General features: G+C 66.1%; 21 protein-coding genes. 13 read left to right on the plus strand and 8 right to left on the minus strand.

Translation table 11 applies throughout. The features are described 5' to 3' along the window. Nucleotides 1-80: 80 nt before the first annotated feature. The 6 genes from sucB (at nt 81) to ACRVY7_RS20290 (ending at nt 5,790) form a co-directional block, all read left to right on the plus strand. Nucleotides 81-1,859 (plus strand): 2-oxoglutarate dehydrogenase, E2 component, dihydrolipoamide succinyltransferase, encoded by a 1,779-nt coding sequence (gene sucB, locus ACRVY7_RS20265; RefSeq protein ID WP_431818395.1) that lies wholly within the window; start codon nt 81-83, stop codon nt 1,857-1,859. Between the two features lie 7 nt (nt 1,860-1,866). Further along, a complete protein-coding gene (locus ACRVY7_RS20270) occupies nt 1,867-2,751 on the plus strand; it encodes a TIGR01777 family oxidoreductase (RefSeq protein ID WP_431818396.1) in 885 nt (294 codons plus the stop codon). An 8-nt stretch (nt 2,752-2,759) separates the two neighbouring features. Beyond that, nucleotides 2,760-3,491, plus strand: a complete 732-nt coding sequence (lipB, locus tag ACRVY7_RS20275; protein ID WP_431818397.1) for a lipoyl(octanoyl) transferase LipB — start codon at nt 2,760-2,762, stop codon at nt 3,489-3,491. Further along, complete coding sequence (gene lipA / locus ACRVY7_RS20280) at nt 3,488-4,525, plus strand: lipoyl synthase (RefSeq protein ID WP_431818398.1); 1,038 nt, start codon at nt 3,488-3,490, stop codon at nt 4,523-4,525. The genes lipB and lipA overlap by 4 nt, the downstream gene beginning before the upstream one ends. A gap of 101 nt (nt 4,526-4,626) precedes the next feature. Further along, nucleotides 4,627-5,370, plus strand: a complete 744-nt coding sequence (locus ACRVY7_RS20285) for a DUF4191 domain-containing protein (protein WP_049698278.1) — start codon at nt 4,627-4,629, stop codon at nt 5,368-5,370. A 15-nt stretch (nt 5,371-5,385) separates the two neighbouring features. Further along, nucleotides 5,386-5,790, plus strand: a complete 405-nt coding sequence (locus ACRVY7_RS20290; RefSeq protein WP_431818399.1) for a nuclear transport factor 2 family protein — start codon at nt 5,386-5,388, stop codon at nt 5,788-5,790. Here the strand turns inward: ACRVY7_RS20290 and ACRVY7_RS20295 are convergent. Then, entirely contained in the window at nt 5,777-6,274 is a 498-nt protein-coding gene (locus tag ACRVY7_RS20295; RefSeq protein WP_270485591.1) for an RDD family protein, read from the minus strand. The two genes, ACRVY7_RS20290 and ACRVY7_RS20295, sit on opposite strands and share 14 nt — an antisense overlap. A gap of 404 nt (nt 6,275-6,678) precedes the next feature. Here ACRVY7_RS20295 and glnA (ACRVY7_RS20300) point away from each other — a divergent pair, with 404 nt between their 5' ends. The 3 genes from glnA (ACRVY7_RS20300) to ACRVY7_RS20310 all read left to right on the plus strand — a co-directional run bounded on the left by glnA (ACRVY7_RS20300) (nt 6,679) and on the right by ACRVY7_RS20310 (nt 9,214). After that, nucleotides 6,679-8,112 carry a type I glutamate--ammonia ligase gene (gene glnA / locus ACRVY7_RS20300; RefSeq protein ID WP_049698281.1) on the plus strand — a complete coding sequence of 478 codons (1,434 nt, stop codon included), beginning with the start codon at nt 6,679-6,681 and terminating at the stop codon, nt 8,110-8,112. 327 nt (nt 8,113-8,439) lie between these two features. Further along, nucleotides 8,440-8,943, plus strand: a complete 504-nt coding sequence (locus ACRVY7_RS20305) for a DUF4189 domain-containing protein (RefSeq protein ID WP_235434304.1) — start codon at nt 8,440-8,442, stop codon at nt 8,941-8,943. A gap of 58 nt (nt 8,944-9,001) precedes the next feature. Further along, entirely contained in the window at nt 9,002-9,214 is a 213-nt protein-coding gene (locus ACRVY7_RS20310; protein ID WP_152930030.1) for a hypothetical protein, read from the plus strand. On the opposite strand, the gene ACRVY7_RS20315 is transcribed toward ACRVY7_RS20310, so the two are convergent. Continuing rightward, on the minus strand, nt 9,195-10,709 hold the full coding sequence (locus ACRVY7_RS20315) for an MFS transporter (protein ID WP_431818400.1): 1,515 nt from the start codon (nt 10,707-10,709) through the stop codon (nt 9,195-9,197). The genes ACRVY7_RS20310 and ACRVY7_RS20315 overlap by 20 nt on opposite strands. Before the next feature lie 99 nt (nt 10,710-10,808). Here ACRVY7_RS20315 and ACRVY7_RS20320 point away from each other — a divergent pair, with 99 nt between their 5' ends. Continuing rightward, entirely contained in the window at nt 10,809-11,618 is an 810-nt protein-coding gene (locus ACRVY7_RS20320; protein ID WP_064867923.1) for a TetR/AcrR family transcriptional regulator, read from the plus strand. Here ACRVY7_RS20320 and ACRVY7_RS20325 read toward each other — a convergent pair. From ACRVY7_RS20325 to ACRVY7_RS20345, 5 genes are all read right to left on the minus strand, one after another. Further along, on the minus strand, nt 11,564-12,202 hold the full coding sequence (locus ACRVY7_RS20325; RefSeq protein ID WP_431818401.1) for a biliverdin-producing heme oxygenase: 639 nt from the start codon (nt 12,200-12,202) through the stop codon (nt 11,564-11,566). The two genes, ACRVY7_RS20320 and ACRVY7_RS20325, sit on opposite strands and share 55 nt — an antisense overlap. Further along, a complete protein-coding gene (locus ACRVY7_RS20330) occupies nt 12,199-13,149 on the minus strand; it encodes an endonuclease/exonuclease/phosphatase family protein (RefSeq protein ID WP_431818402.1) in 951 nt (316 codons plus the stop codon). The genes ACRVY7_RS20325 and ACRVY7_RS20330 overlap by 4 nt, the downstream gene beginning before the upstream one ends. Before the next feature lie 19 nt (nt 13,150-13,168). After that, nucleotides 13,169-16,177 (minus strand): bifunctional [glutamine synthetase] adenylyltransferase/[glutamine synthetase]-adenylyl-L-tyrosine phosphorylase, encoded by a 3,009-nt coding sequence (locus ACRVY7_RS20335; protein WP_431818403.1) that lies wholly within the window; start codon nt 16,175-16,177, stop codon nt 13,169-13,171. Between the two features lie 57 nt (nt 16,178-16,234). Next, on the minus strand, nt 16,235-17,575 hold the full coding sequence (gene glnA / locus ACRVY7_RS20340; RefSeq protein ID WP_064868019.1) for a type I glutamate--ammonia ligase: 1,341 nt from the start codon (nt 17,573-17,575) through the stop codon (nt 16,235-16,237). Nucleotides 17,576-17,660: 85 nt separating this feature from the next. Next, a complete protein-coding gene (locus ACRVY7_RS20345) occupies nt 17,661-19,178 on the minus strand; it encodes an alpha/beta hydrolase (RefSeq protein ID WP_431818404.1) in 1,518 nt (505 codons plus the stop codon). A 218-nt stretch (nt 19,179-19,396) separates the two neighbouring features. Here ACRVY7_RS20345 and panB point away from each other — a divergent pair, with 218 nt between their 5' ends. The 3 genes from panB to ACRVY7_RS20360 all read left to right on the plus strand — a co-directional run bounded on the left by panB (nt 19,397) and on the right by ACRVY7_RS20360 (nt 22,876). Next, on the plus strand, nt 19,397-20,266 hold the full coding sequence (panB, locus tag ACRVY7_RS20350) for a 3-methyl-2-oxobutanoate hydroxymethyltransferase (protein WP_270485610.1): 870 nt from the start codon (nt 19,397-19,399) through the stop codon (nt 20,264-20,266). Nucleotides 20,267-20,364: 98 nt separating this feature from the next. Beyond that, complete coding sequence (gene pip / locus ACRVY7_RS20355) at nt 20,365-21,333, plus strand: prolyl aminopeptidase (protein WP_431818405.1); 969 nt, start codon at nt 20,365-20,367, stop codon at nt 21,331-21,333. A gap of 46 nt (nt 21,334-21,379) precedes the next feature. Next, complete coding sequence (locus ACRVY7_RS20360; protein ID WP_431818406.1) at nt 21,380-22,876, plus strand: CYTH and CHAD domain-containing protein; 1,497 nt, start codon at nt 21,380-21,382, stop codon at nt 22,874-22,876. A gap of 27 nt (nt 22,877-22,903) precedes the next feature. On the opposite strand, the gene ACRVY7_RS20365 is transcribed toward ACRVY7_RS20360, so the two are convergent. Then, on the minus strand, nt 22,904-24,337 hold the full coding sequence (locus tag ACRVY7_RS20365) for an RNB domain-containing ribonuclease (RefSeq protein WP_431818407.1): 1,434 nt from the start codon (nt 24,335-24,337) through the stop codon (nt 22,904-22,906). Between the last annotated feature and the right edge of the window lie 118 nt (nt 24,338-24,455).

The raw sequence follows: 24,455 nt of genomic DNA on the forward strand, positions 1-24,455 counted from the left end.
CGTGTCTCGGAGGCGCACACACCACCGCGACAGACCACACATAACCCAGACACATACGTCGAGTCGAGGAGTCAACAACGATGGCCTTCTCCGTCCAGATGCCAGCCCTTGGTGAAAGCGTCACAGAGGGGACAGTCACCCGGTGGCTGAAGGAGGAGGGAGACACCGTCGAGGCCGACGAGCCATTGCTCGAAGTCTCCACCGACAAGGTCGACACCGAAATCCCCGCTCCGACATCCGGTGTGCTGACGAAGATCGTCGCCCATGAGGACGACGTCGTCGAGATCGGCGGCGAGCTCGCGGTCATCGGCGAGGAGGGTGAAGCAGCCCCGTCCGACGATTCGGATTCGGCAGGCGGCACCGAGCCGGAGCAGGCCGCCGAACCCGAGCCGGAGCCCGAGGCACCGTCCACCGACGCCGACGCCCCCGCCGAGAAGCCCGCAGCGCAGGCTGCGCCCAGCGGATCGGCATCCGGAACCGACGTCCTGATGCCGGAACTCGGCGAGTCCGTCACCGAGGGCACCGTCACCAACTGGCTCAAGCAGGTCGGCGACGAGGTCGCCGAGGACGAGCCACTCCTCGAGGTCTCGACCGACAAGGTCGACACCGAGATCCCGTCGCCCGTCGCAGGCACACTGATCGAAATCGTCGCCAACGAAGACGACGTCGTCGAGATCGGCGGCAAGCTCGCGGTGATTGGCGACAAGTCTGCGGCCGGCGCGGCGCCAGAACCCGAGCCGGAGCCAGAGCCCGAGCCGGCGAAGGCAGAACCCGAGCCGGAGCCGGAACCCGAGCCAGAGCCAGAGCCAGAGCCCGCCAAGGCTGCTCCGGAACCCGAACCCGCGAAGGCCAGCACTGCGCCCGCGGCCAAGGAATCCTCTGATCCGCCGACCGTCGAGTCCACGCCGTACGTGACCCCGCTGGTCCGTAAGTTGGCCTCCGACAACGACATCGACCTCAACTCCATCAAGGGAACCGGTGTCGGTGGCCGTATCCGCAAGCAGGACGTGCTCGCGGCGGCAGAGGCCAAGAAGGCACCCGCGCCCGCTGCTGCACCGGCGGCATCGTCGGCTCCGGCTGCTGCCGCATCGGCGCCGGCCGCACACGGCCCCGAGGTCCGCCCCGAGCTCGCCGAGCTGCGCGGAACCACGCAGAAGATCAACCGCATCCGGCAGATCACGGCGAAGAAGACGCGCGAGTCGCTGCAGGAGAGCGCACAGCTCACCCAGGTCTTCGAGATCGACATGTCGAAGGTCGCGACCCTGCGCAAGGCAGCCAAGGAGTCGTTCAAGGCCGCCGAGGGTGTGAATCTCACCTACCTCCCGTTCATCGCGAAGGCCGTCGTCGAGGCGCTCAAGGCGCACCCGAACGTCAACGCGTCGATCAACGAGGAGAAGAAGGAGATCACCTACTACGACAAGGTGCATCTCGGAATCGCCGTCGACACCGAGAACGGACTGCTGTCCCCGGTGATCCACAACGCCGACGACCTCTCGCTCGCCGGTCTGGCACGCGCCATCGCCGACATCGCGGCGCGGGCTCGCTCGAACGGCCTCAAGCCGGACGAGCTGGCGGGTGGCACGTTCACGATCACCAACATCGGCAGCCAGGGCGCGCTCTTCGACACCCCGATCCTCGTTCCGCCGCAGGCGGCGATGCTGGGCACGGGTGCGATCGTCAAGCGTCCGGTCGTGATCACCGGTGACGACGGTTCGGAGTCGATCGCGGTGCGCTCGATGTCGTTCTTCCCGCTGACCTACGATCACCGCCTCATCGACGGTGCCGATGCGGGCCGCTTCCTGACGACCATCAAGAAGCGTCTCGAAGAAGGCGCGTTCGCAGCGGAATTGGGGCTGTAAGGCTCGCATGCTGATTGCCGTCGCGGGTTCTCATGGGCTGATCGGTTCGGCTCTGGTCACCTCGCTGACCGAAGCCGGCCACACGGTCCGACGCCTGGTTCGTCACGAACCGCTGTCCGACGACGAATTCGGTTGGGACCCCGAGACTCTCGGGGTCCCGGCCGAAGCCCTCGACGGTGTCGACGCTGTGGTCAGCCTCGGCGGCGTCGGAGTGGGCAACCAGTTGTGGACGGGTCGGTTCAAACAGGAGCTGCGCGACACCCGGATCACTCCGACCGAGGTGCTCGCCGAAGCCGTCCGGACCGCGGGAGTCCCGACGTTCCTCAGCGCCAGCGCGTCGGGCTACTACGGCGATACCGGCGAACACGCGGCGATCGAGTCCGACGGCCCCGGCGGCGGTTTCCTCGCCGATCTCGTCGTCGACTGGGAGGACGCAGCAGTGAGCAACGCGGGTGAGGACACTCGCGTCGTGCTGTTGCGCACAGCTCCGGTGCTCTCCGACTCCGGCGGGCTGCTCGCAAAGCTGCGGCCCCTGTTCAAACTCGGCCTCGGCGGCACCATCGGCAGTGGGCGCCAATACTTTTCGTGGATCACGCTTGAAGACGAGATCCGCGCCATCGAGTTCCTTCTCTCGTCGACGATCAGCGGACCGGTGAACCTCGCCGCCCCCGACGCGGTACCGTTCGCCGACTTCGTGTCGGCGTTCGGTCGGGCCGTACACCGTCCGACGATCGCACGGGTGCCCGGTTTCGCCGCGAAGTTCGTCGGCGGCGAGATGGCGCAGGAAATGATTCTGTTCAGTCAGCGCGTTGCACCCGGAGTGCTCAGCGACAACGACTTCACCTTCACCCACCCGGACATCGACTCCGGGCTGGCCTACGCGAACCGGTAGGGATCCCCATGCCACGCGAATCCATCCGTACCGATCCTGAGACCCCTTTCGAGGTACGCACCCTCGGCGTCGTCGACTATCAGGACGCCTACGACACCCAACACTCCCTCGCTGCCGAGCGCGCCGACGGCACGCTCGATCACGATCTCCTCCTGCTCCTCGAACACCCCTCCACGTACACGGCGGGCAAGCGCACCGAGCCGTCCGACCTTCCGACCAACGGCGCGAACGTCGTCGACGTCGACCGTGGTGGACGCATCACCTGGCATGGTCCGGGCCAGCTCGTGGGCTACCCGATCGTCGCTCTCGCGCAGCCGCTCGACGTCGTCGATTACGTACGACGCATCGAGTCGGCGCTGATCGCGGTCTGTGCGCGGTTCGGCGTCAGCGCCGGGCGCGTCGACGGCCGGTCGGGTGTGTGGGTCTGCGACGACGCGGGCGAACGCAAACTCGGCCAGATCGGCATCCGGGTTGCGCGCGGCATCACCCTGCACGGGTTCGCACTGAACGTGAATCCCGACATGAGTGCCTTCGACGCCATCGTCCCGTGCGGCATCGCCGACGCAGGCGTCACCTCGCTCGCACTGGAAGCGGGCCACGAGATCACCGTCGACGAGGTGCTCGTCGACATCGTCGACGCGGTGCGCTCGGCGTTCGACCACCGTGAGGTCGGCGCCGATGTGATCGGCGTAACGGACCAGCAGGCGAGCGTCGCGCCGGGCGTAGCATCGGTGCGGTGACCGTGTCTGATTCACAAGCCTCCACTCCCACCGCCCCCGACGGCCGCAAGCTGCTGCGTCTCGAGGTCCGCAACGCGCAGACCCCGATCGAACGCAAACCCAAGTGGATCAAGACGCGCGCGACGATGGGCCCCGAGTATTCGGAACTCAAGGGACTCGTGAAACGCGAAGGGCTGCACACGGTCTGCGAAGAAGCGGGATGCCCCAACATCTACGAATGCTGGGAAGACCGCGAGGCCACCTTCCTGATCGGTGGCGAGCAGTGCACTCGACGCTGCGACTTCTGCCAGATCGACACCGGCAAGCCGGCCGAGCTCGACCGCGACGAACCACGACGTGTCGCCGAGAGCGTGCAGGCGATGGGTCTGCGCTACTCGACGATCACCGGCGTCGCACGCGACGACCTCCCCGACGAGGGCGCATGGCTCTACGCCGAGACGGTGCGAGCAATCCACCGACTCAACCCCGGCACCGGTGTCGAGAACCTGATTCCCGACTTCCACGCCAAGCCCGACCTTCTCGACGAGGTCTTCGACGCACGTCCCGAGGTGCTGGCGCACAATCTCGAGACGGTCCCCCGCATCTTCAAGCGCATCCGACCTGCGTTCCGATACGAGCGGTCGCTCGACGTCCTCACCCAGGCACGCGACTTCGGGCTCGTCACCAAGTCGAATCTGATCCTCGGGATGGGCGAGACACCCGAAGAGGTCCGCGAGTCCATCGTTGACCTGCATGAGGCGGGCTGCGACATCCTCACGATCACGCAGTACCTGCGGCCGTCTCCGCGGCACCATCCCGTCGAGCGCTGGGTGAAGCCCGAGGAGTTCGTCGAGCATTCCGACTTCGCGCGTGAGGTCGGGTTCGCCGGTGTGATGGCCGGACCGCTGGTTCGGTCGTCGTATCGTGCCGGGCGTCTCTATGCACAGGCGATGGCCCATCACGGTCGCGAAATCCCCGCCGCGATGGCTCATCTCGCCAACGAGGGGTCGGCGAGCCAGGAAGCGTCGAGCGTCCTCTCACGCCTCGCGCGCTGATTTCCGACGAACCCTCAGGCGTCGGCTCCAAAAGCCCTGACGCCTGAAAGCTCGGCCAACCCCCGGCGTGCCGGTCGGCGGTCGGACGTATCCTAGAGGGCATGGCAAAGGCGTCTGCAGCAAGCAAAGAGGAAAAGGCCGCGGCGAAGAAGGCTCGTCGTAAGGCCTCGCGCGAGCGTTACACGCAGCTCTGGCAGGCGTTCCAGATGCAGCGTAAAGAAGACAAGCGGCTCATCCCGTACATGGTCGGTGTCTTCTTGCTGGTCGTGGCGGTGTTCGTCGTTCTCGGATTCGTGTTCGGCAGTCCGTGGCTGTTCATCCCGGTGGGCGTCATCCTGGGTCTGCTCGCGGCGTTCGTCCTGTTCGGTCGTCGTGTCCAGAAGACGGTGTACACGCGGGCCGAGGGACAACCGGGCGCAGCCGGTTGGGCGCTGGGCAACATGCGCGGCCAGTGGCGGGTCAGCCAGGCCGTCGCGGGCACCAGCCACCTCGACGCCGTGCATCGCGTAATCGGCAAGCCCGGGGTGATCCTCGTCGCCGAGGGCTCCCCCACCCGAGTGCGCTCGCTGGTGGCACAGGAGAAGAAGAAGGCTGCACGCGTCGTCGGCGACACACCCATCTACGAGGTGTACGTCGGCAACGACGACGACCAGGTACCGCTCTCCAAGCTCGAACGCCACCTCAACAAGCTGCCCCGCAACATCGACGGCAAGCGCATCGACGCCCTCGAGGGTCGGCTCAGCGCGCTGAGCAGCCGCGGCTCCGGACCTGCGATGCCGAAGGGCCCGTTGCCCGCGAACGCGAAGACGCGCAGCATGCAGCGCACCGCGCGTCGTCGTAGCTGAGCTCGCGGCACCCCGATGCGTGAATTCAGAGAAGCGGTCGAGCGCGGCGACGAAGCCGCGATGGCCGCATGCCTCGCCGACAATGTCGTCTTCACCAGCCCGGTCGCCTTCACCCCCTATGAGGGAAAGGCCATCACGGCGGCAATTCTGCGCGGCGTGATGCGGGTCTTCGAGGACTTTCACTACGTGCGGGAGATCGGCGATCCCGACGGTCGCGACCATGCACTGCTGTTCGAGGCAAAGGTGTCGGGTAAGACCGTGTCCGGTTGCGACTTCCTCCGCCTCGACGATGACGGCAGGATTGTCGACTTCACGGTGATGGTGCGGCCGTTGTCGGCCGCGATGGCCCTCTCCGAAGCGATGGGCGCCCAGTTCGACCAGATTCGCGCAGAGGCGACGGCAGAGCTCAGCGGGTCCTGATCATCGCTGTGCCGGTAGCGCGATCATGCAGCGCGCGGCCGTTGTAGTCGTTCATCAGTGCGGGCACGATGAACACGATCAGCACCTGGCGCGCAAGCGCGCGGATCGGGCCGACCGCTGCGAAGTGCTCGGAGCCGCTGACCTCTGCGGAGGTGCGATCGGGACCGTAGTCGACGCGGGCCACGCGGGTACCCACGGCGAATTGCCCCGGCGTGAAGCCGAACAACGTCACGGTGACGACACCGACGACGAACCACACCGCCAGAATGACCGTGCCCATGTCGGGTGAACCGAAGCGGACGAACAGCAACGAGAGCCCGCCTGCGATCAGCCAGTCGACCATCAATCCGGCGACGCGATGCCAGCCACCCGCGAGCGAGCCGGGACCGGTCTCGGGGAGCCCGAGGTCGGCGCCACGGTATTCGACGTCGACGTCGTGCCCAGCCTGAGGCCCCGACAGCCATGATCCGGTAGCGCGGCCCATCGCAGGCACCCTCTCTCCTCGACCGCCGACAGGTGAACCGTCGGCGGGATGTACGCCCGACGAGCCCGTGCAGAGCGCTCGTCCTTGCACGTCAGTGTATGCCCCGCACATGAGAGCACCGGCAGCCCCGCACAGGTCGGCATCGGCACTCGTCGTCGAGCTTCCGCACGTATCGCCGATGAGTGGTCAGATTCACCACGCGCGCAAGGCCGGAATCAGGAATAGTTATGGTGTCCCACGTCCGCGGTGTGTAACACAGGAGAAACACGTCCTTGACGCGCGGGCAACGTCCGATCCATACGGTCTGAGCTGAGATCCGCTGCTGTCTCTCGGTGGCGGACGAGCGTGTCGGGTGACCGTCTCGTGGCCACCCGCCGGCGAAATAGTGAAGGAGTCACCGCACGGTGTACAGCAGCAAAGAAGAACTACTCGAGGGCATCAAGAAGGAAGGTGTCGAGTACGTCGACATCCGATTCTGCGACCTGCCCGGCGTGATGCAGCACTTCTCCATCCCGGCAACGGCGTTCGACGAGAGCGTCTTCGAAGAGGGCCTCGCCTTCGACGGTTCGTCTGTCCGTGGATTCCAGTCCATCAACGAGTCGGACATGATGCTGCTGCCGGACCCGGCAACCGCTCAGATCGATCCCTTCCGCAAGGCCAAGACGATGAACGTCAGCTTCTTCGTCCACGACCCGTTCACCCGTGAGGCCTACAGCCGCGACCCGCGCAACGTCGCCCGTAAGGCCGAGGACTACCTGGCCTCTACCGGTATCGCCGACACCTGCTTCTTCGGTGCCGAGGCCGAGTTCTACATCTTCGACGGCGTGTCCTACGGCTCGGAGATGAATGGCACCTACTACGAGGTCGAGTCCGAGTCGGGCTGGTGGAACGCCGGTTCGCCCGTCGACCCCGACGGTTCGCCGAACCTCGGTTACAAGGTCCGCCCCAAGGGCGGCTACTTCCCGGTGGCGCCGTACGACCACTACGTCGACCTGCGCGACGAGATGTCGACCAACCTGACCAACGCGGGCTTCGAGCTCGAGCGTGGCCACCACGAGGTGGGCACCGGCGGCCAGGCCGAGATCAACTACAAGTTCAACACGCTGCTCCATGCGGCCGACGACGTGCTGCTGTTCAAGTACATCATCAAGAACACGGCGTGGGCGAACGGCAAGTCGGTCACCTTCATGCCGAAGCCGCTCTTCGGCGACAACGGCTCGGGCATGCACGCTCACCAGTCGCTGTGGAAGGACGGCAAGCCGCTGTTCCACGACGAGGCCGGCTACGCGGGGCTGTCGGATCTGGCTCGCTACTACATCGGCGGCATCCTGCACCACGCGCCGTCGCTGCTGGCGTTCACCAACCCGACCGTGAACTCGTACAAGCGTCTGGTGCCGGGCTACGAGGCTCCGATCAACCTGGTGTACAGCCAGCGCAACCGGTCGGCCTGTGTGCGTATCCCGATCACGGGCAACAACCCGAAGGCCAAGCGCCTCGAGTTCCGCTGCCCCGACAGCTCGGGCAACCCGTACCTCGCCTTCGCCGCGATGATGATGGCCGGACTCGACGGCATCAAGAACAAGATCGAGCCGCACGAGCCCGTCGACAAGGATCTCTACGAGCTTCCCCCGGAGGAGGCCAAGAACATCCCGCAGGCACCGACCTCGCTGAGCGCCGTCATCGACAAGCTCGAAGAGGATCACGAATACCTCACCGCCGGTGGAGTGTTCACCGAGGACCTGATCGAGACCTGGATCGCGCTCAAGCGTGAGAACGAGATCGAGCCGGTTCAGATCCGCCCGCACCCGTACGAATTCGCGCTGTACTACGACTGCTGAGTCGCAGCACAACAGCACCGCACGCCGCCCGCCCGACCACTTGGTCTGGCGGGCGGTGTGCGTCGGGCGTCATCCACACGGCAGACCCTGACGCCGACAACAGAACTCGACTCCGACCCGCATCCGACCCCATGCGATGCTGTTCCCATGACCTACCCAGGATCGGGACAAAACGGACCGTGGCCCCCGCAAGGACCTCCACCGCAGGGCCCTTATCCCTCCTACCCTGGCGGTCCGGGACCAGGAGGATACGGAGGTGGAGGATACGGAGGGCCCCCACAGCCGCCCCGACGCGGCAACGGCGGGCTCGTCGCCATACTTGCGGCCGTGGGAGTGCTCGTCGTACTCGCGATCGTCGCGGTGGTCGGTGTGGTGATCTGGGCGTCCAACCGCTCCGACGACTCGTCGACCGTTGCGTCGTCGAGCACGACGACCACGACGACGACCGATGACTACAGCGCGCCGACGACCCGCGACTTGGATTCGACCGCCACTCCCGGCCTCCCTCCCGCGGCTCCGGCCCCTGCTCCTGTCGACTACTACGGCGCCATCGCGGTCTCGACGCAAACCAGCGACGTCGGCTATGCCGTCAACTCACTGTCGCGGGCGGAGGCCGAGCGTAGCGCGCTCTCTCAGTGCGGGGTGTCGAGTTGTCAGGCTGCGATCTGGTGGCGCAACGCCTGCGGCGCCATCGTTCAGTCCCAGGCCGACCTGTCGTGGGGATGGGCATGGGCAACGACCGAACGGGCCGCGAGCGACGCGGCAGCCACGCGACTGACCGGCGGTTCACCGAAGGTGATCTTCAGTCGTTGCACCTCAAACGCGGGCTGACTCCACGCTGGTGATGCACTTCACAGGGGCTAATGGGGCCTTCGTACCCTCACACGACATGCCAACAACACGTAATCTCTTGGTCATGACCCGCATGCTCTTTGTTGAAGATCTCGTGCCAGGTGACCGCATCAGCATCGACGGGATCAAGGCCGTCGTCCGCAAGCAGGTGCCCCACGGGGAGACTCAGCGACTCATCGAACTCGCGCACAGCTCCGACAGTCGCACCGACATGATCGTCGACGTCGGCGTCAAGATCGAAGTCTTCTGAGTTCAGCACTCTCCTGACGATCGGCCACGTCGGACGTCCTCGTCATCCACACCACGAGTAGCGCTGTGGACACGAGCACCCCGACGCCGACCCAGGCCGCGACCGACGCCCCTTCGACAAATGCTCCGCGGGCAGCGTCGAGCACATTCGACGCCTGAACGTTGTCGAGATGTCGTGCGGTCGCCGCTGCACCCGCAAGGCTCGTACCCGCCTGCCCCACCGCCAGATCCGCGGGAAAAGCCATGCGGTACACAAGGTTCAGCACACTACCGAGCACCGCGATACCGACTGCCCCGCCGAGTTCGCTCGAGGTCTCCAAGAGTCCCGACGTCGCACCCGCGCGTTCAGCGGGCGCCACACCGATCACATGGTCGGCGATCACCGACGACGCCGAGACGATTCCCGCCGCGATCAACGTCGACCCGATCAGCGCAACGAGAAGCGTGTGCACTCCCAGCAATCCCGCGAGCACACCGAATCCTGCTGCTCCCGTCAGCAATCCGGCGATCATCACCATCGGTCTGCCCCATCGCACCGAGGCGACGGCTGCGAGTGGTGCGGCCACAGCGACCAGCGCGCTGGGCGCGATACTCCACAGCGCGGCCTTCAGCGGCGAGTAGCCGAGGACCGACTGCAGGTACTGCGTCACGATGATCGAATTCCCGAGCAACGCGAACATACACACGACGTTGGTCCAGATCGACACCGAGAAGCGCCGATCGTCGAACAGCCCGAGGTCGATCATCGGATCGCTGAGTCGTTTTTGGCGCGCGACGAAGACCGCCCCGAGCGTGAACCCGACCACGAGTGCGACCGCACGCTCCACCGACCATCCTTCCGCGGCGAATTCCTTGATGGCGTAGATCGTCGGCAGTATCGCTCCGAGGACGAGCAGCGCACTGAGGATGTCGACGCGCCGATCAACGACCGCGGTATCGGCCGGTAGGAGCAGGGGCGCGACAACGAGCAGCACGGCCATCACCGGAACGTTGATCAAAAACACCGATCCCCACCAGAAGTGTTCGAGCAGCAGGCCGGAGACGATAGGGCCCACCGCGACCCCGCCCGCGAGCACCGCGTTCCACGCCGCGATCGCCTTGGCCCGATCGGCGTCGTCGAGGAAGATGTGGCGAATCAACGCCAGCGTCGACGGCATGAGCGTCGCACCGGACACCGCCAGCACGGCTCGTGCCAGGATCAGCAGCGAAGCCGTCGGGGCAAGAGCGGCAAGAATCGACGCGCCGCTGAATCCGACGGCACCGATCATCAACAAGCGCCGATGCCCGACGCGATCAGCGAGCGAGCCCATCGTCAACAGCAGGCCGGCCAACACGAATCCGTAGATGTCGAAGATCCAGAGCTGTTGTGTTGCAGATGGATTCAGGTCCGAAGCGATAAAGGGAACCGCAAAGAACAGCACCGAGACATCCATCGAGACGATCAGCATGGGCATGCACAGCGCCGCTAGCGCTGCCCACGGTGAACGAGGGGACATGACACCACCTCTTTCTGCGTATTGCATAGACTGTTTATGTAGTACGCAGATACTAAACGAATAACTGTGTACAGCACAAGCAGTTTGTAGGATGGCGGCATGAGCACCACGGAAGATTCGACACCCTCACAGCTCCCCCGCTCGGTCGCGCAACTCTGGGGACGCGAACCCGTCGCCGTCCGACGGGGGCCCAAACCGTCGCTGACGATCCGCGAGATCGCACGCGCCGCGGTCGCAATCGCTGACGAGCGCGGCTGGGAAGCGGTGTCGATGAAGGCCATCGCCGACTCGCTGGGACTCTCCACGATGTCGCTCTATCGCTACGTCGACGGCAAGGACGACGTCGTCGACCTCCTCGTCGATGAGGCTTACGGCCTTCCGGACCCCGAACTGACCGCATCGGGGCCGTGGCGCGACCGGGTCGGTGCGTGGGCACGGTCGGCGGCAACGGTACTGCGGGCCCGGCCGTGGATCACCGAGATCCCGATGTCCCGCCCGCCGATGGGTCCCAACACCGTGTCGTGGACCGAAGCGGGTGTGCGAGCGTTCGACGACGTCGAACTGTCGGGTCAGGAGAAGCTCAACGCGCTGCTACTCGTCGACGGATTCGTGCGCCACCATGTACGCCAGGCGACTCAGATGGGACTGCTCGGACAGCCAAACGACACCGATACGTCCGGGAGTGGCAACGACTACGAGACGACGATGCTTGCCCTGGTCGACGCGGAGCGGTTTCCAGCGCTCACGGCGGCGGTATCTCAGATGCACGATGGTGATGACGACTACTTCACCGAACAGTTCGACTTCGGGCTGCGAGTGCTCCTCGACGGACTCGAGGCAATGATCTCGCGCGCTCAGGCCGGTCGGGCACCCACTCGCGCGGCGTCGAGATCCGCGAACAGCTCCTGATTCAACTCGAACGCCGAGATCGCTTCTGCCACAAGGTTGTCGACGCCACTCTCGTCGATGTCGAGCGCGTCGATCCGATCCCGGTATGCGTCCTTGTAGCGCTTGAGCTTGTCGATACCGTCGAACGAGTAGAAGCTCAGCGTCGACGCGTCGAGACCGTAGTGCTCACGCATCCGATGAGCGACAACCTGCCCGCCCGACAGGTCGCCGAGGTACCGCGTGTAGTGATGCGCGATGTAGCGTGCCGGCTCGTGGACCGTCGCCTCGATCGCGGCGACGTACCGTTCGACAGCGGGCAGCGGCGTGATGGTCTCCGGGTCGATGCCGAGCGCGACGAGATCGGAGCGGAGCCGTTCGGTCCGACGCAGCCGATCGTCGAGTACTGCGTCGGCGATCGGGTCGCCGGCCAACGCGGTGCCGACCTCTTCCAGCGCGCGGTACACGAAGTACAACTGAGCGGCCAGCCGTCCGTACTGATCGGCGTCGAGGCGGCCGGACAGCAGATCGTCGATGAATGTGGCGCTTTCGGCCTGCTGGTGGGCGACGGCGGTCGCCTCGCGCAATCGTTGGGAGATGGTCGTCATGATGCAACCAGTGATACCACCACGCCGCGGTGATCGGAACCGCGGAGATCGAAGGTATCGACCGACGACGCGGTGAAGCCACGAACGACGACGTGATCGAGCGCGAGGAACGGCATGCCGCCCCACTTGTCCGTCGGATAGGTGGGTACGAAACCCGCGCCGGATTGCTCGGCGGTGTCGGCGAATCCGTTCTGGAGGAAGTCGCGATAACGAACCTGATCCCACGTCGCGTTGAAATCACCGGCCATGATCGCCCGCCCAGCCGGAATCGACTGCAGCCGAGCGTGTAAGAGGTCCATGTCGCGTACCCAGACGTCCGTCCGGCCCCGCAAGGGAGCTCCGGGATGCATCGCGAACACCTGGGTGTCGCGCGCTCCCGGCAGGTCGGTACGTGCCTTCAGATTGTGCAGAACCGTGTTCGGATCCATCTCGCCCTGCCCGCTCAGCGGCGTACGACTGAATATCGCGGTGCCCATCGCGAACGTGCCGGGCAAGGCGTAGGAGTACGGAAGCTGCCTCGCGACACCGCTGGCGTTCAGCCGCGCAAGCGACTCGGGTGTGACCTCCTGCAACGACGCGAAGTCGACGCCTTCGCGTGTCACGACATCGGCGAGCTGGTCGACGTCGGCCTGGCCGAACAGCAGATTGGCCGTCAGCACGGTGAACCTCTCCCCCGCAGGCGGCGTCTGTGCGACCCACAACGGCAACTGGGTGAAACACAGCGCCAGCACCGCGGCAATGGCCACCGGCAGGATCAACCAGCGCCGGAACACGACGAACACGACGACAGCCAGCACACCGGGAACGATCGCGAACGGCACGGCGCTGGTGAGGAAGATGGTCAGCTCGCCGCGCGACCGCGAATAGTGCAGCCAGACCGCAACACCGACTGCGACCACCATCGCCCAGCCGACGAGCAGCAGTGCGAACCTGAAAAACCGACGCATCAAGCCCCGAATACTCTCATCACGCGCCAAAGACCTTCAGCACAACGGCTTTCGCGCGGCGCGTGACCCGGAGGTAGTGGTCGAGGAACTCAGCCGCCTGGTCCTCCGGCCAGCCTGCGGCAAACGCTATCTGCCGCAACTGCTTGCCGGGGCCGGGGAGCTGGTCGACGGGTTTGCCGCGTACCAGGACCAGGCAGTTGCGTGCCTTGGTCGCGGTGATCCACGCGTCCTTGAGGAGCGCGACATCGTCTTCGGCGAGCAGCTCTGCCGACCCGATCGCGTCGAGCGACTGCAGCGTCGACGTGTTGTGCAGCGACTGATAGCGGTGCCCGTACTTGAGTTGCAGCAACTGGACGGTCCACTCGATGTCGGCGAGTCCGCCGCGGCCGAGCTTGGTGTGGGTGGCCGGATCCGCTCCGCGCGGCAACCGCTCGGCGTCGACACGTGCCTTGATTCGACGGATCTCCTTGACCGCGTCGGCGGAGACGCCGCCTTCGGGGTAGCGGATGCGATCGGCCATGTGCAGGAACTCGATTCCGAGATCCTCGTCGCCCGCGACCTGGTGGGCGCGCAGCAATGCCTGCACTTCCCACGCCTGCGCCCACTGCTCGTAGTACGCGGCGTACGCGGCGAGCGTACGCACCACGGGACCGTTGCGTCCTTCGGGACGCAACCCCGTATCGACAATCAGCGGCGGGTCGTCGCTGGGCGTTCCGAGCATCGAGCGGACCACCTCGGCGATGGTCTGCGCCCACCGCACGGCCTTGGTCTCGTCCTCACCGGGATTCGGTTGGCACACGAAGAGCACGTCGGCATCGGAACCGTAGCCGAGTTCGCCACCGCCGAGCCGGCCCATACCGATCACCGCGATTCGCGCGGGCGCGGGGCGACCCTCGTCGCGCTCGGAGTCCTGGATCGCAAACGTCAACGCGGCGTTGAGAACTGCGGCCCACACGCTCGACAGCGCCTCACACACCTGCGGTACGTCGAGCAGGCCGAGAACATCCGCGGACGCGATGCGTGCGAGTTCGGCGCGCCGGTGCGACCGCGCCGCCGCAACCGCACGACGCAGGTCGGGCTGTCGGACTGTCGACGCGACGAGCCCCTTGGCCACGTCCTCTGGACGTACCTCGCACAGTCGTGGACCGTCGGCTCCGTCGGTGTAGAGGTTGATCACCTCAGGTGAGCGCATCAACAGGTTGGCGATGTACTCCGACGTGCCCAGCACATGCATCAGACGAGCCGCGACGACGCCGTCGTCACGCAGCAGACGCAGGAACCAGTCGTTGTCCATCACGTCGCACAGCCTGCGGTAGTTCAGCAGACCAGCGTCGGGATCCGGTGTGTCGCCGATGTATTCGAGTAGCTGCGGCAGGATCAACCGCTGCACCTGGCCACGTCGCCCCGACGCGGATGCGAGCGCACGGATGTGACTGAGTGCTCGCTCGGGCTGCGCGTAGCCGAGCGCGGAGAGGCGCCGCTGCGCCGACTCGTCGGTCAGCGTCAGCTCTGTGGTGTCCAGACGCACCGCCGCCTCGAGCAGCGGGCGGTAGAACAGCTTTTGGTGCAGTCGCCGTACGCGCAGGCTCTGATGCTTGATCTGCCTGCGCAATACCGACGTGGCGTCGAGGTCGCCCTCGCGCCTGATGTGGGCGGCGCGTGCCAGCCACCGCATGTTGTCGTCGTCGTCGAACTCCGGGAGCAGGTGGGTCCGCGACATGCGCTGCAACTGCAGGCGGTGTTCGAGCAGTCGCAGGAACTGATACGACGCGTTGAGGTTGGCGCCGTCATCGCGGCCGACGTATCCGCCTGCCGTCAGCGCATCGAGTGCCTCGACGGTCGAGCGAACCCGCAACGTCTCATCGACGCGGCCGTGGACCATCTGCAGCATCTGCACGGCGAACTCGACGTCGCGGATGCTACCGCTTCCGAGCTTGAGGTTGCGGTCGCGTTCTTCTTCGGGCACAAGCGATTCCACACGACGTCGCATGGCCTGGACCTCAGGCACGAAGTCGTCGCGCTCGGAGGCCTGCCACACCATCGGGTTGATGGCGTCGTGATAGCGCTGACCGAGCTCCATGTCGCCGGTCATCGGTCGCGCCTTCAACTGCGCCTGGAACTCCCACGTCTTGGCCCACCGGTTGTAGTACGCGACGTGTGAATCGAGTGTGCGGGTGAGCGCCCCGGACTTGCCCTCCGGGCGTAGCGCGGCGTCGACCTCGAAGAAGGCCAACGACCCGACGCGCATCATCTCCCCCGCGATACGCGCCGACGTCCCGTCTGCCGGCTCACTCACGAACACCACGTCGACGTCGCTGACGTAGTTCAGTTCTCGCGCACCGCATTTGCCCATCGCGATCACCGCGAGTCGCACCGGGATCGGCTTGTCGCCACACACCTCGCGGAATGCGACAGCGAGCGCCGAGGTCAGCGCGGCGTCGGCGAGGTCGGCGAGAAGCGCTCCGATCTCGGGAAACCAGATGACCGGTTCGTCCTCGACAGTCGAGGCCACGTCGTGCGCCGCGACCTGCAAGACGAGGTTGCGGTAGGCCGCCCGCAGCGCGACCACTGCCTTCGGACCACTGAATCCCGCACGGTAAATCTTGTTGCCGCGCTCGATCTCGCCCGGTTCGGCGACCGCGTCGACGGCCGCGAGCATTTGCCGGTTGATCTCCGCGGTGTCGGGCAGTTCCGCCGGAATCAGACGTCGCCACGCCTCCGGCTCGGCCACCATGTGGTCGCCGAGGGCGTCCGACGAGCCGAGGACTGCCAGGAACCGGCCGCGAAAACCCTTGTCGGTGCGCAGCAGCGTGTCGATCTCCGACCAGTCGTCGCCCAACTGCGATCGCATCCGGACAATCGCGCGCAGTGCGAGGTCTGCGTCGGGAGAACGCGACAGCGACCACAGGAGTTCGATGGACTCCTCGTTGTTCCAGCCGAGGTCGGAGAGATTCTTCTCGGCGTCGGGGTCAAGCAGACCCAGACGCCCTGCTGCCGGTACGCCGCCCCGACCTCGAAGTGTTGTCACACCTAAGAAAATAGCGTCCCGCATACCGATACCGGACACGGGTTGCCAACAATGGAGCTAGAGCGGGAGGTAGTTCTTCAGCTCGAACGGTGTGACCAGGCTGCGATAGTTGTCCCACTCAGCCCACTTGTTGCGCAGGAAGTAGTCGAAGACGTGCTCGCCGAGTGTCTCTGCCAGCAACTCCGACTTCTCCATCTGGTGCAGTGCGTCGGCGAGACTGCCGGGCAGTTCCTTGTAGCCCATTGCACGACGCTCAGCGGGCGTGAGCGCCCACACGTCGTCTTCGGCCTCATCGGGCAGTTCGTAGTCCTCGACGACCCCCTTCAGCCCGGCGGCGAGCAGCACCGCGAAGGTCAGGTAGGGGTTGCAGGCGGAATCGGGGCTGCGGACCTCGACGCGGCGCGACGACGCCTTGTTCGGCGTGTAGAGCGGCAGACGCACGAGCGCCGAGCGGTTCGCGCCACCCCAGGTGGCCGCGGTCGGTGCCTCACCACCGTAGATAAGACGCTTGTAGCTGTTCACCCACTGATTGGTGACCGCACTGATCTCGTTGGCGTGGTGCAGGATTCCCGCGATGAACTTCTTGCCAGTCTCCGACAGCTGCATCGGATCGTCGGGGTTGTGGAAGGCGTTGGCGTCACCCTCGAACAGGCTCATGTGGGTGTGCATCGCCGATCCGGGGTGATCGCTGAACGGCTTGGGCATGAACGTCGCCCACACACCCTCACCGATCGCGACCTCCTTGATGAGGTACCGGAACGTCATCACGTTGTCGGCCATCGAGAGCGCATCCGCGTAACGCAGGTCGATCTCCTGCTGCCCCGGCGCACCTTCGTGATGCGAGAACTCGACGGAGATGCCCATCGACTCGAGCGCTTCGATCGCGTGCCTGCGGAAATTGGGAGCGGCGTCGTGCACGGCCTGATCGAAGTAGCCACCGCTGTCGGCGGGCGTTGGCACGCTGCCGTCGAGGGGTGCGTCCTTGAGGAGGAAGAACTCGATCTCGGGGTGGACGTAGCAGCTGAATCCCTGGTCGGCAGCCTTGTTGAGCTGGCGACGCAGCACATGCCGCGAGTCGGCCCAGCTCGGCGTGCCGTCGGGCATCACGATGTCGCAGAACATGCGTGCCGAGTGGTGTCTACCCGACGACGTGGTCCACGGCAGGATCTGGAATGTCGACGGATCGGGCTTGGCGACGGTGTCGGCTTCGGAGACACGCGAGAAACCTTCGATGGCCGAGCCGTCGAAACCTATACCCTCTGAGAACGCGCCTTCGAGTTCTGCGGGCGCGATCGCCACGGATTTCAGATATCCCAGGACGTCGGTGAACCAGAGACGAACGAATCGGATGTCGCGCTCTTCGAGGGTCCGCAGCACGAATTCCTTTTGGCGATCCATGACCGCCGACATTAGAAGTAGCCTGTTAAATCGGTGTTACGTTCATAATTCAAACTCGACAACCTGCACATTTGGCGCGGCCATCTCAGCATGCGAGAGGTCCGTTCAACCCATCGAGATTCAAAAGGTAATCGTCAACGGCCTCGTCGACACACCGATTACCCTGTAGCGCCGCGGTGTGGCCATATCCGTCGACGGTGATCAACGTGCCGTGTGTCCGCCGAGCCATCTCCTCGCCCACGGCGTACGGGGTCGCCGGATCGTGCGTCACCGCGACGATCAGCGGCGTGGGAGTCGACACACTCGACGCCACCCCCGGCTCCGACCGAGCCGTGGCAACGCTCTCCGGCGCCCAGAAGGCGCACGGATCGAGCGGGGCGTGCCCTGTGCCGCGGCCGTCGTCGGAGTAGGGCGCGGCGGCGCGAAGTCTGCGATCGAGGTCGTCGTTGGCGGCACGGTCGGTGATGCGCGGCCCGTCGGCACACCCGATCGCGAGGTAGGCGTCGGCGGAGTTGTCGTAGGTTCCGCCGGGTCCACGGCCCTCCAACAGGTCGGCGAGTGACATCAGCGTCTCCCCGCCGCGTCCGGCAGCGAGGTCGGCGAGTCCTGCGCGCAACGTCGGCCACAGGTCGGTGCGATACAGCGCCATGCTCGTGCCGTCGACGGCCGATTGAAAGTCGAGAGTCCGGCCGCCTCCTGCGGGCACGGGGCGCTGTGACAACGGCCGCACGAGACGTTGGTACTCCACCAACGCGCCCGCGGGGTCGGCACCGAGCGCGCACCCGGGCATCCGCGTGCAGTCACGAGCGAAGGCGTCGAAGACCTCCTGGAACGACCGCGCCTGCGCGACCGAGGTGTCGACCGGATTCGCGGCGGGATCGACCGCGCCGTCGATGACCATCCGGAACAGTCGGTCCGGGTAGCGCTGCTCGTACTCGAGCGCGATCTTCGAGCCGTACGAGAATCCGATGAAGTCGATCCGCGAGCGGCCGAGCGCGGCGCGGAGTCGGTCGACGTCGTCGACGACCTGCGACGTGCCGACGAGTCCGAGGAACTCGTCGCCGGTTCGCGTCGAACACTTCCGCGCGATGCCACGATTGGTCGCCTCGGCGGCGGCGATTCCCTGCGGCGAACGATCCCCGCTGTCGGCCTCGCGCTCGGCGTCGAGTTCGGTTGCCGTCCGACACCGCACCGTCGGCGCCGACGCACCGACACCTCGAGGATCAAACGTGACCACGTCGCTGTGCGTCGTGAATCGTTGCGCCGCAAGACGATCCGCCGCCCCCAGCAGATAGTCGACGCCCGACGCACCGGGTCCTCCAGGATTGACCACCACCGTCGAGTCGCTGCGCTCCGACGCCCGCAGCCGGGCGACGGCGAGCGTGATCGTGCGGCCCTGCGGCTTTGCCGGGTCGAGTGGCACCGCGAGTGTCCCGCACTCCACCCGCGCGGCGGACGGGCCTGTGCTCACACCGTGTTCACACACTCCCCACTCGATTGCCCCGGTGTCTGCGGCGTGCTCGGTCGACGCGCAACCCGCGCACACCAGCAGACCCACCATCACCGCGGTCAGCAGCGGCCCCATGCGACGCCGGCCTGACACACACCGAGACCGCACAGGCCGCCGCGCACGAAAAGAGCAGGTCACCCCGGTGATGGTACGGGCGCGAGCATCGCCGCCCCGACAACACCCGCACTCCAGATGTGAGCAATCACACGTCTATCGAGGGTTTTCGCGGAGCGCTTCGGTGGGACCATGGAGGCGTCCGAACACAGCCCGGGTACCCGCCATGCGGGACTCGAGGAAGAAAAGAGACAACGATGTCCCACGAGGCAGCTCATTCCGACGCGCCCATCTACGGTGGCGCTCCAACATCCGGCGAAGCCGCTCCGCGTCGACGCACCACCCGCATCCATCATCTGGCACAGATGAAAGAGCAAGGCGAGAAGTGGTCGATGCTCACCGCATACGACTATTCGACGGCCCGCATCTTCGACGAGGCCGAGATCCCGGTTCTGCTGGTCGGCGATTCCGCCGCCAACGTCGTCCTCGGTTACGACACCACCATCCCCGTCTCGATCGACGAGCTGATCCCGCTCGCGCGCGCCGTAGTCCGCGGCGCGCCCCACGCGCTCGTCGTCGCCGACCTCCCGTTCGGTAGCTACGAAGCAGGTCCGCAGCAGGCACTCGAGACGGCCGTCCGCTTCTTCAAGGAGACCGGGGCACACGCGGTCAAACTCGAAGGCGGAGAACGCGTTGCCGACCAGATCGCCACGCTGACCGCAGCCGGAATCCCCGTGATGGCGCACATCGGTTTCACCCCGCAGAGCGTCAACGGACTCGGCGGCTTCCGCGTCCAGGGTCGCGGCGACGCAGCGGACCAGCTCATCGCCGACGCGATCGCCGTCCAGGAAGCGGGCGCATTCGCCGTCGTCATGGAAATGGTTCCCGCAGAACTCGCGGCACAGATCACGCGCAAACTCACCATCCCGACGGTCGGCATCGGAGCGGGCAACGAAACCGATGCCCAGGTGCTCGTCTGGCAGGACATGGCGGGCTTCACGCACGGCAAGACCGCACGGTTCGTCAAGCGGTACGCCGACGTCGGCGGCGAATTGCGCACCGCCGCAGCGACTTACGCCGACGAGGTACGCCGCGGAGTGTTCCCCGCTCCCGAGCACAGCTACTGACCGACAGATCTGATCCACACCCGGCGCGGCCGGTCTGATTCGCATCGGCGCGGCCGATCCGAATCAGGTCGGCATAGCGTTCGGCATAGGGTGAGGGCATGCGAAGCCTCTACCCGCCCATCGAGCCCTACGCGTCGGGACGTCTGGCTGTCGACGACGGCCAGGAGATCTATTGGGAGACCTCCGGCAATCCCGAGGGCAAGCCGGCGGTGTTCGTCCACGGCGGTCCCGGCGGAGGCACCTCCCCCGATCAACGTCGCTTCTTCGACCCCGCGCGCTATCGGATCGTCTTGTTCGACCAACGCGGATGCGGAAAGTCGCGTCCCCACATCGCCGACGGCGCCGACCTCTCGGTGAACACCACTCCCAAGCTGATCGCCGACATGGAGTCGTTGCGCACACACCTCGGCATCGAGCGCTGGCAGGTGTTCGGCGGCTCGTGGGGTTCGACGCTTGGCCTTGCCTACGCGCAGGCACACCCCGACCGCGTCACCGAGTTGGTGCTCCGCGGCATCTTCCTGCTGCGTCGCAGTGAAATCGACTGGTACTACAACGGCGGTGCCGCGCATATCTACCCCGACGTGTGGGAGTCGTATCTCGCACCGATACCCGAAGACGAACGCGACGGAGACCTCGTCGCCGCCTATCACCGACTACTCACCTCCGATGACCCCGACGTCGCGGTTGCCGCCGCACGTGCCTGGACCGGCTGGGAGCAGGCGACGAGCTACCTCATCCCCAAGCCCGAGGAGGCAGCGGCGTCGAAGGAAGACGCGGGACCGCGGTTCGACCTCGCGTTCGCCTCGATCGAGAATCACTACTTCGTGAATCACGGCTTCCTCGAGGATGGCCAGTTGCTCCGCGACATCGACCGCATCGCGGACATACCGGCGGTGATCGTGCAGGGCCGATACGACGTTGTGTGTCCGATGCGCAGCGCCTGGGATCTCCACCGCGCGTGGCCGTCGGCGACACTGCACGTCGTCGCCGACGCAGGCCACGCATCGTTCGAGCCGGGCATCGCACATCACCTCGTCGAAGCGACCGATGTCTTCGCCGATCGCTGACTCGGTCGCCTAGACTCAAATCACCTAATACCGACAGGAGAACGAGTTGCCCGCAAGCGAGCAGGTCGAGGTGGAGCTCAAATTCGATGTCGATCCGGGCATCACACCGCCCGACCTTCGCGTCCTCCCGGGCGTGGTGGCGGCCACGGAGCCGGAGACGTTCACTCTCGACGCAACGCACTTCGACACAGAGAACCTCGACCTGGCGTCGAACCGAATCACCATGCGGCGCAGGCGCGGTGGGCATGACGAGGGGTGGCACCTCAAGCGGCCCGCCGATGTGCCGGGAGCACGACGCGAACTGCAGGTGACCTTCGACGACGCGCCCGCCGACGGCGACATCCCCGACGCACTCGTCGACCCGGTACTCGTCTACACCCGGCATCGGCCACTGATGCCCGTGGCGGCGATCTCGACCGTCCGCACGATCACGACGCTACTGGGAACCGACGGCGTGAAGCTCGCCGAGTTCGCCGACGACCGTGTGACCGCGCAGTCGCTGCTGCCGGGCGGGTCGTCGCAGCAGTGGTCCGAGTGGGAGATCGAACTCCTCGAGGGCGGCACCCCGAAACTGCTCAAGGCCGCACACAAACTGCTCCGTGGCGCGGGCGGTCGGGAACCGTCGAGTGCGTCGAAACTCGCACGAGCCATCGGCTCGACGCCTGCGGTGACACCGCCTGCCACACTGGGCCGTCACCCGTCTGCGCTCGAATTGGTGATCGCCGACGTCACCCGGCACCGGAACTCGCTCATCGCCTGGGATCCGCTGGTTCGTGAGGACGCCGACGACGCCGTGCACCAGATGCGCGTGACCGCACGCCGCATGCGCAGTGTGTTCTCCGGCTTTCCGACGGTGCTCGACGCCGCGCGCACCGACCACATCGCAGGCGAACTGAAACTGCTGGCACGCATTCTCGGCGACGCACGCGATTCCGAGGTGCAACTGGAGATCGACAGTGCTCTGCTGCGCGACGAGGTCGCGTCGGAGACGCTGGTGAACGCGTTGGCGGGCAAGGAATCCGCGGCACACGACCGCGCCGTCGCCGCGACCCACGCAGCCATGAATTCGGAACGCTACTTCCGACTACTCGACGCCATCGACGAACTGATCGCCGATCCGCCGGCCGGACCAGACGCCGACCTGCCCGCGACGACCGCAGTCGACAAGGCGATCACCAAGAGCCGCAAGCACATTCGGAAATCCCAACGCGAACTCGCAGAGCTGACCGAGGGATCGCACGAGTGGTCGGAGCAGTTGCACACCATCCGCAAGCGCGCAAAACGACTGCGCTACAGCACCGATGCCGCCGAGCCCCTGCAGAAGAAGAAGTACAAGAAGATCTCGCAGACGGCCAAAGAACTCCAGTCGGCGTTGGGCGACTACAACGACTCGCGGATCAACCGCGCGCGGCTGGCCGAGCTGGCGGCGTCGGGCGAGTTGTCGGGCTTGGACCTGTTCGTGCTCGGCCGGATCGACGCTCGTGAACAGGCCAACGGCGAGCAGGCGATTGCCGCATACCGCAAGGCATCCAAGGATCTCTGACGCCCGCGGGTCTGACGCGGGCAATCGCTAGGCGTCCGATGGCGCGAAGCGGACCGTCCGCGACGTCGGGTCGGCTGCGGTCAGGGTCACCCCGATGTTGGAGGCCGCGGTCGGAGAGCCTTCGGATTCGGCGAGGATCGGCGGTTGCTCGATGAAGATCTTCGCGCGCTTCTTCGCTGTCGCCTCGGAGAGGACCACGGCGTCGAAGCGCTCGCCGACACGGTCGGCGAGGATCACCGACTCGGCGAGGTCGATACTCTCCCGGTCGGCAGACGACCCGAGCGAGTCGGCGGATCGCAGGATGCCCGGCAGGGTCGGCAGCGCACGTAACACCCAGTCGGGCACCGGGTTTCCCGATGTGACGGCCAGGCACACCTCGGTGGCGAATCGATCGCCGAGACGTCGCAGCGGCGCGGTCACGTGTGCGTAGACCCCACCGATCGCCGAGTGCACCATCTCGTCGCGCGTTGCAGGCGACGTGTTCGCCTCGCCGGTCTGCACGCCGAGCGGCAGGTACCCCGCGCCGCGCATCAGCGAACTCGCCTGCGACATCAGGGCGAGGGTCGACGGCTCGTCGACCGGAAGTCCGGCGAGGAACTGTCCGGGGGTCGCGTCGTCGGGCCATGTCACGTCGAGAGCGTCGGCGGTCGCCCTGAGCTTGTCGACGGCATCTGCTGGCGCCGGCGGCAGCGTGCGCAGCAGACCGATTCCTGCGTCGGCCATGATCGTTCCCGCGCAGGTGCCGGTGAGTAACGACAACTGCGAATTCCACATATCGGCGGGCGTGCGAGCCGCGAGGGAGAGCACCCATCCGTCGTCGACGCGGGTCACCTCCTGGTCGGGAAGGTCGAGCTCGATTGCTCCGCGCGCCAACGCAACTCGACGTCGGAGCTCACCGAACGCCGGCAGCGCGCTGATCGACGGATGCAGGGTGCGCGCGGCGGCGTCCGCGGTCACCCCCGCATAGTCGAGTCGTGCGACCGATTCCACGAGTGCACGCTCGAGGTGCACTCCGGCCACCTCACCGTCGGGTGCGACGCGGATAGTCCACAGCACCGCGGGACGCGTCACGCCGGGGAGCAGCGATCCCGATCCCTCCGACAGCACCCTGGGATGCAACGGCACCGAGCCGTCGGGGAAGTAGATGGTCGCGCCGCGACGTCGACTCTCGGCGTCGAGTGCATGCTCTGGCCGAACGAGCGCGGCGACGTCGGCTATCGCGTAGTGGACCTCGAAACCGTCTGCGTCGAACGACATCGCCACCGCCTGGTCGAGGTCCATCGACCCAGGCGGGTCGATCGTGACCAGCGGAATGTCGCGGCGGTCAACGCGCTCGGCGGCGTATGCGTCGACCGCGTGCTCCGCCTCATCGAGCGCGGCTTCGCCGTAGTCCTCGCAGATCCCCAGCTCGGTGCGGATCGACTCGAAGTCGATATCGGGGGCGGAGAATCTGCGCTGCACACACTCGACACTATCGCCGACCGTGCGCTCCAGACTGCCGACTGTGCGCCTCGTACCGTCGACTGGGCGCCTCTCGCCGTCGACTGGGCGCCTCGTACCGTCGACTGGGCGCAGCAGA

Source organism: Gordonia jacobaea (genome assembly GCF_965344965.1).
GTDB lineage: Bacteria > Actinomycetota > Actinomycetes > Mycobacteriales > Mycobacteriaceae > Gordonia > Gordonia jacobaea.

Bases quoted from the DNA above. Each gene is read 5' to 3' on its own strand.
- sucB (WP_431818395.1), top strand. From the start codon at position 81: ATGGCCTTCTCCGTCCAGATGCCAGCCCTTGGTGAAAGCGTCACAGAG.
- ACRVY7_RS20270 (WP_431818396.1), top strand. From the start codon at position 1,867: ATGCTGATTGCCGTCGCGGGTTCTCATGGGCTGATCGGTTCGGCTCTG.
- lipB (WP_431818397.1), top strand. From the start codon at position 2,760: ATGCCACGCGAATCCATCCGTACCGATCCTGAGACCCCTTTCGAGGTA.
- ACRVY7_RS20285 (WP_049698278.1), top strand. From the start codon at position 4,627: ATGGCAAAGGCGTCTGCAGCAAGCAAAGAGGAAAAGGCCGCGGCGAAG.
- ACRVY7_RS20290 (WP_431818399.1), top strand. From the start codon at position 5,386: ATGCGTGAATTCAGAGAAGCGGTCGAGCGCGGCGACGAAGCCGCGATG.
- ACRVY7_RS20295 (WP_270485591.1), bottom strand. From the start codon at position 6,274: ATGGGCCGCGCTACCGGATCATGGCTGTCGGGGCCTCAGGCTGGGCAC.
- ACRVY7_RS20310 (WP_152930030.1), top strand. From the start codon at position 9,002: ATGCCAACAACACGTAATCTCTTGGTCATGACCCGCATGCTCTTTGTT.
- ACRVY7_RS20315 (WP_431818400.1), bottom strand. From the start codon at position 10,709: ATGTCCCCTCGTTCACCGTGGGCAGCGCTAGCGGCGCTGTGCATGCCC.
- ACRVY7_RS20320 (WP_064867923.1), top strand. From the start codon at position 10,809: ATGAGCACCACGGAAGATTCGACACCCTCACAGCTCCCCCGCTCGGTC.
- ACRVY7_RS20325 (WP_431818401.1), bottom strand. From the start codon at position 12,202: ATGACGACCATCTCCCAACGATTGCGCGAGGCGACCGCCGTCGCCCAC.
- ACRVY7_RS20330 (WP_431818402.1), bottom strand. From the start codon at position 13,149: ATGCGTCGGTTTTTCAGGTTCGCACTGCTGCTCGTCGGCTGGGCGATG.
- glnA (WP_064868019.1), bottom strand. From the start codon at position 17,575: ATGGATCGCCAAAAGGAATTCGTGCTGCGGACCCTCGAAGAGCGCGAC.
- panB (WP_270485610.1), top strand. From the start codon at position 19,397: ATGTCCCACGAGGCAGCTCATTCCGACGCGCCCATCTACGGTGGCGCT.
- pip (WP_431818405.1), top strand. From the start codon at position 20,365: ATGCGAAGCCTCTACCCGCCCATCGAGCCCTACGCGTCGGGACGTCTG.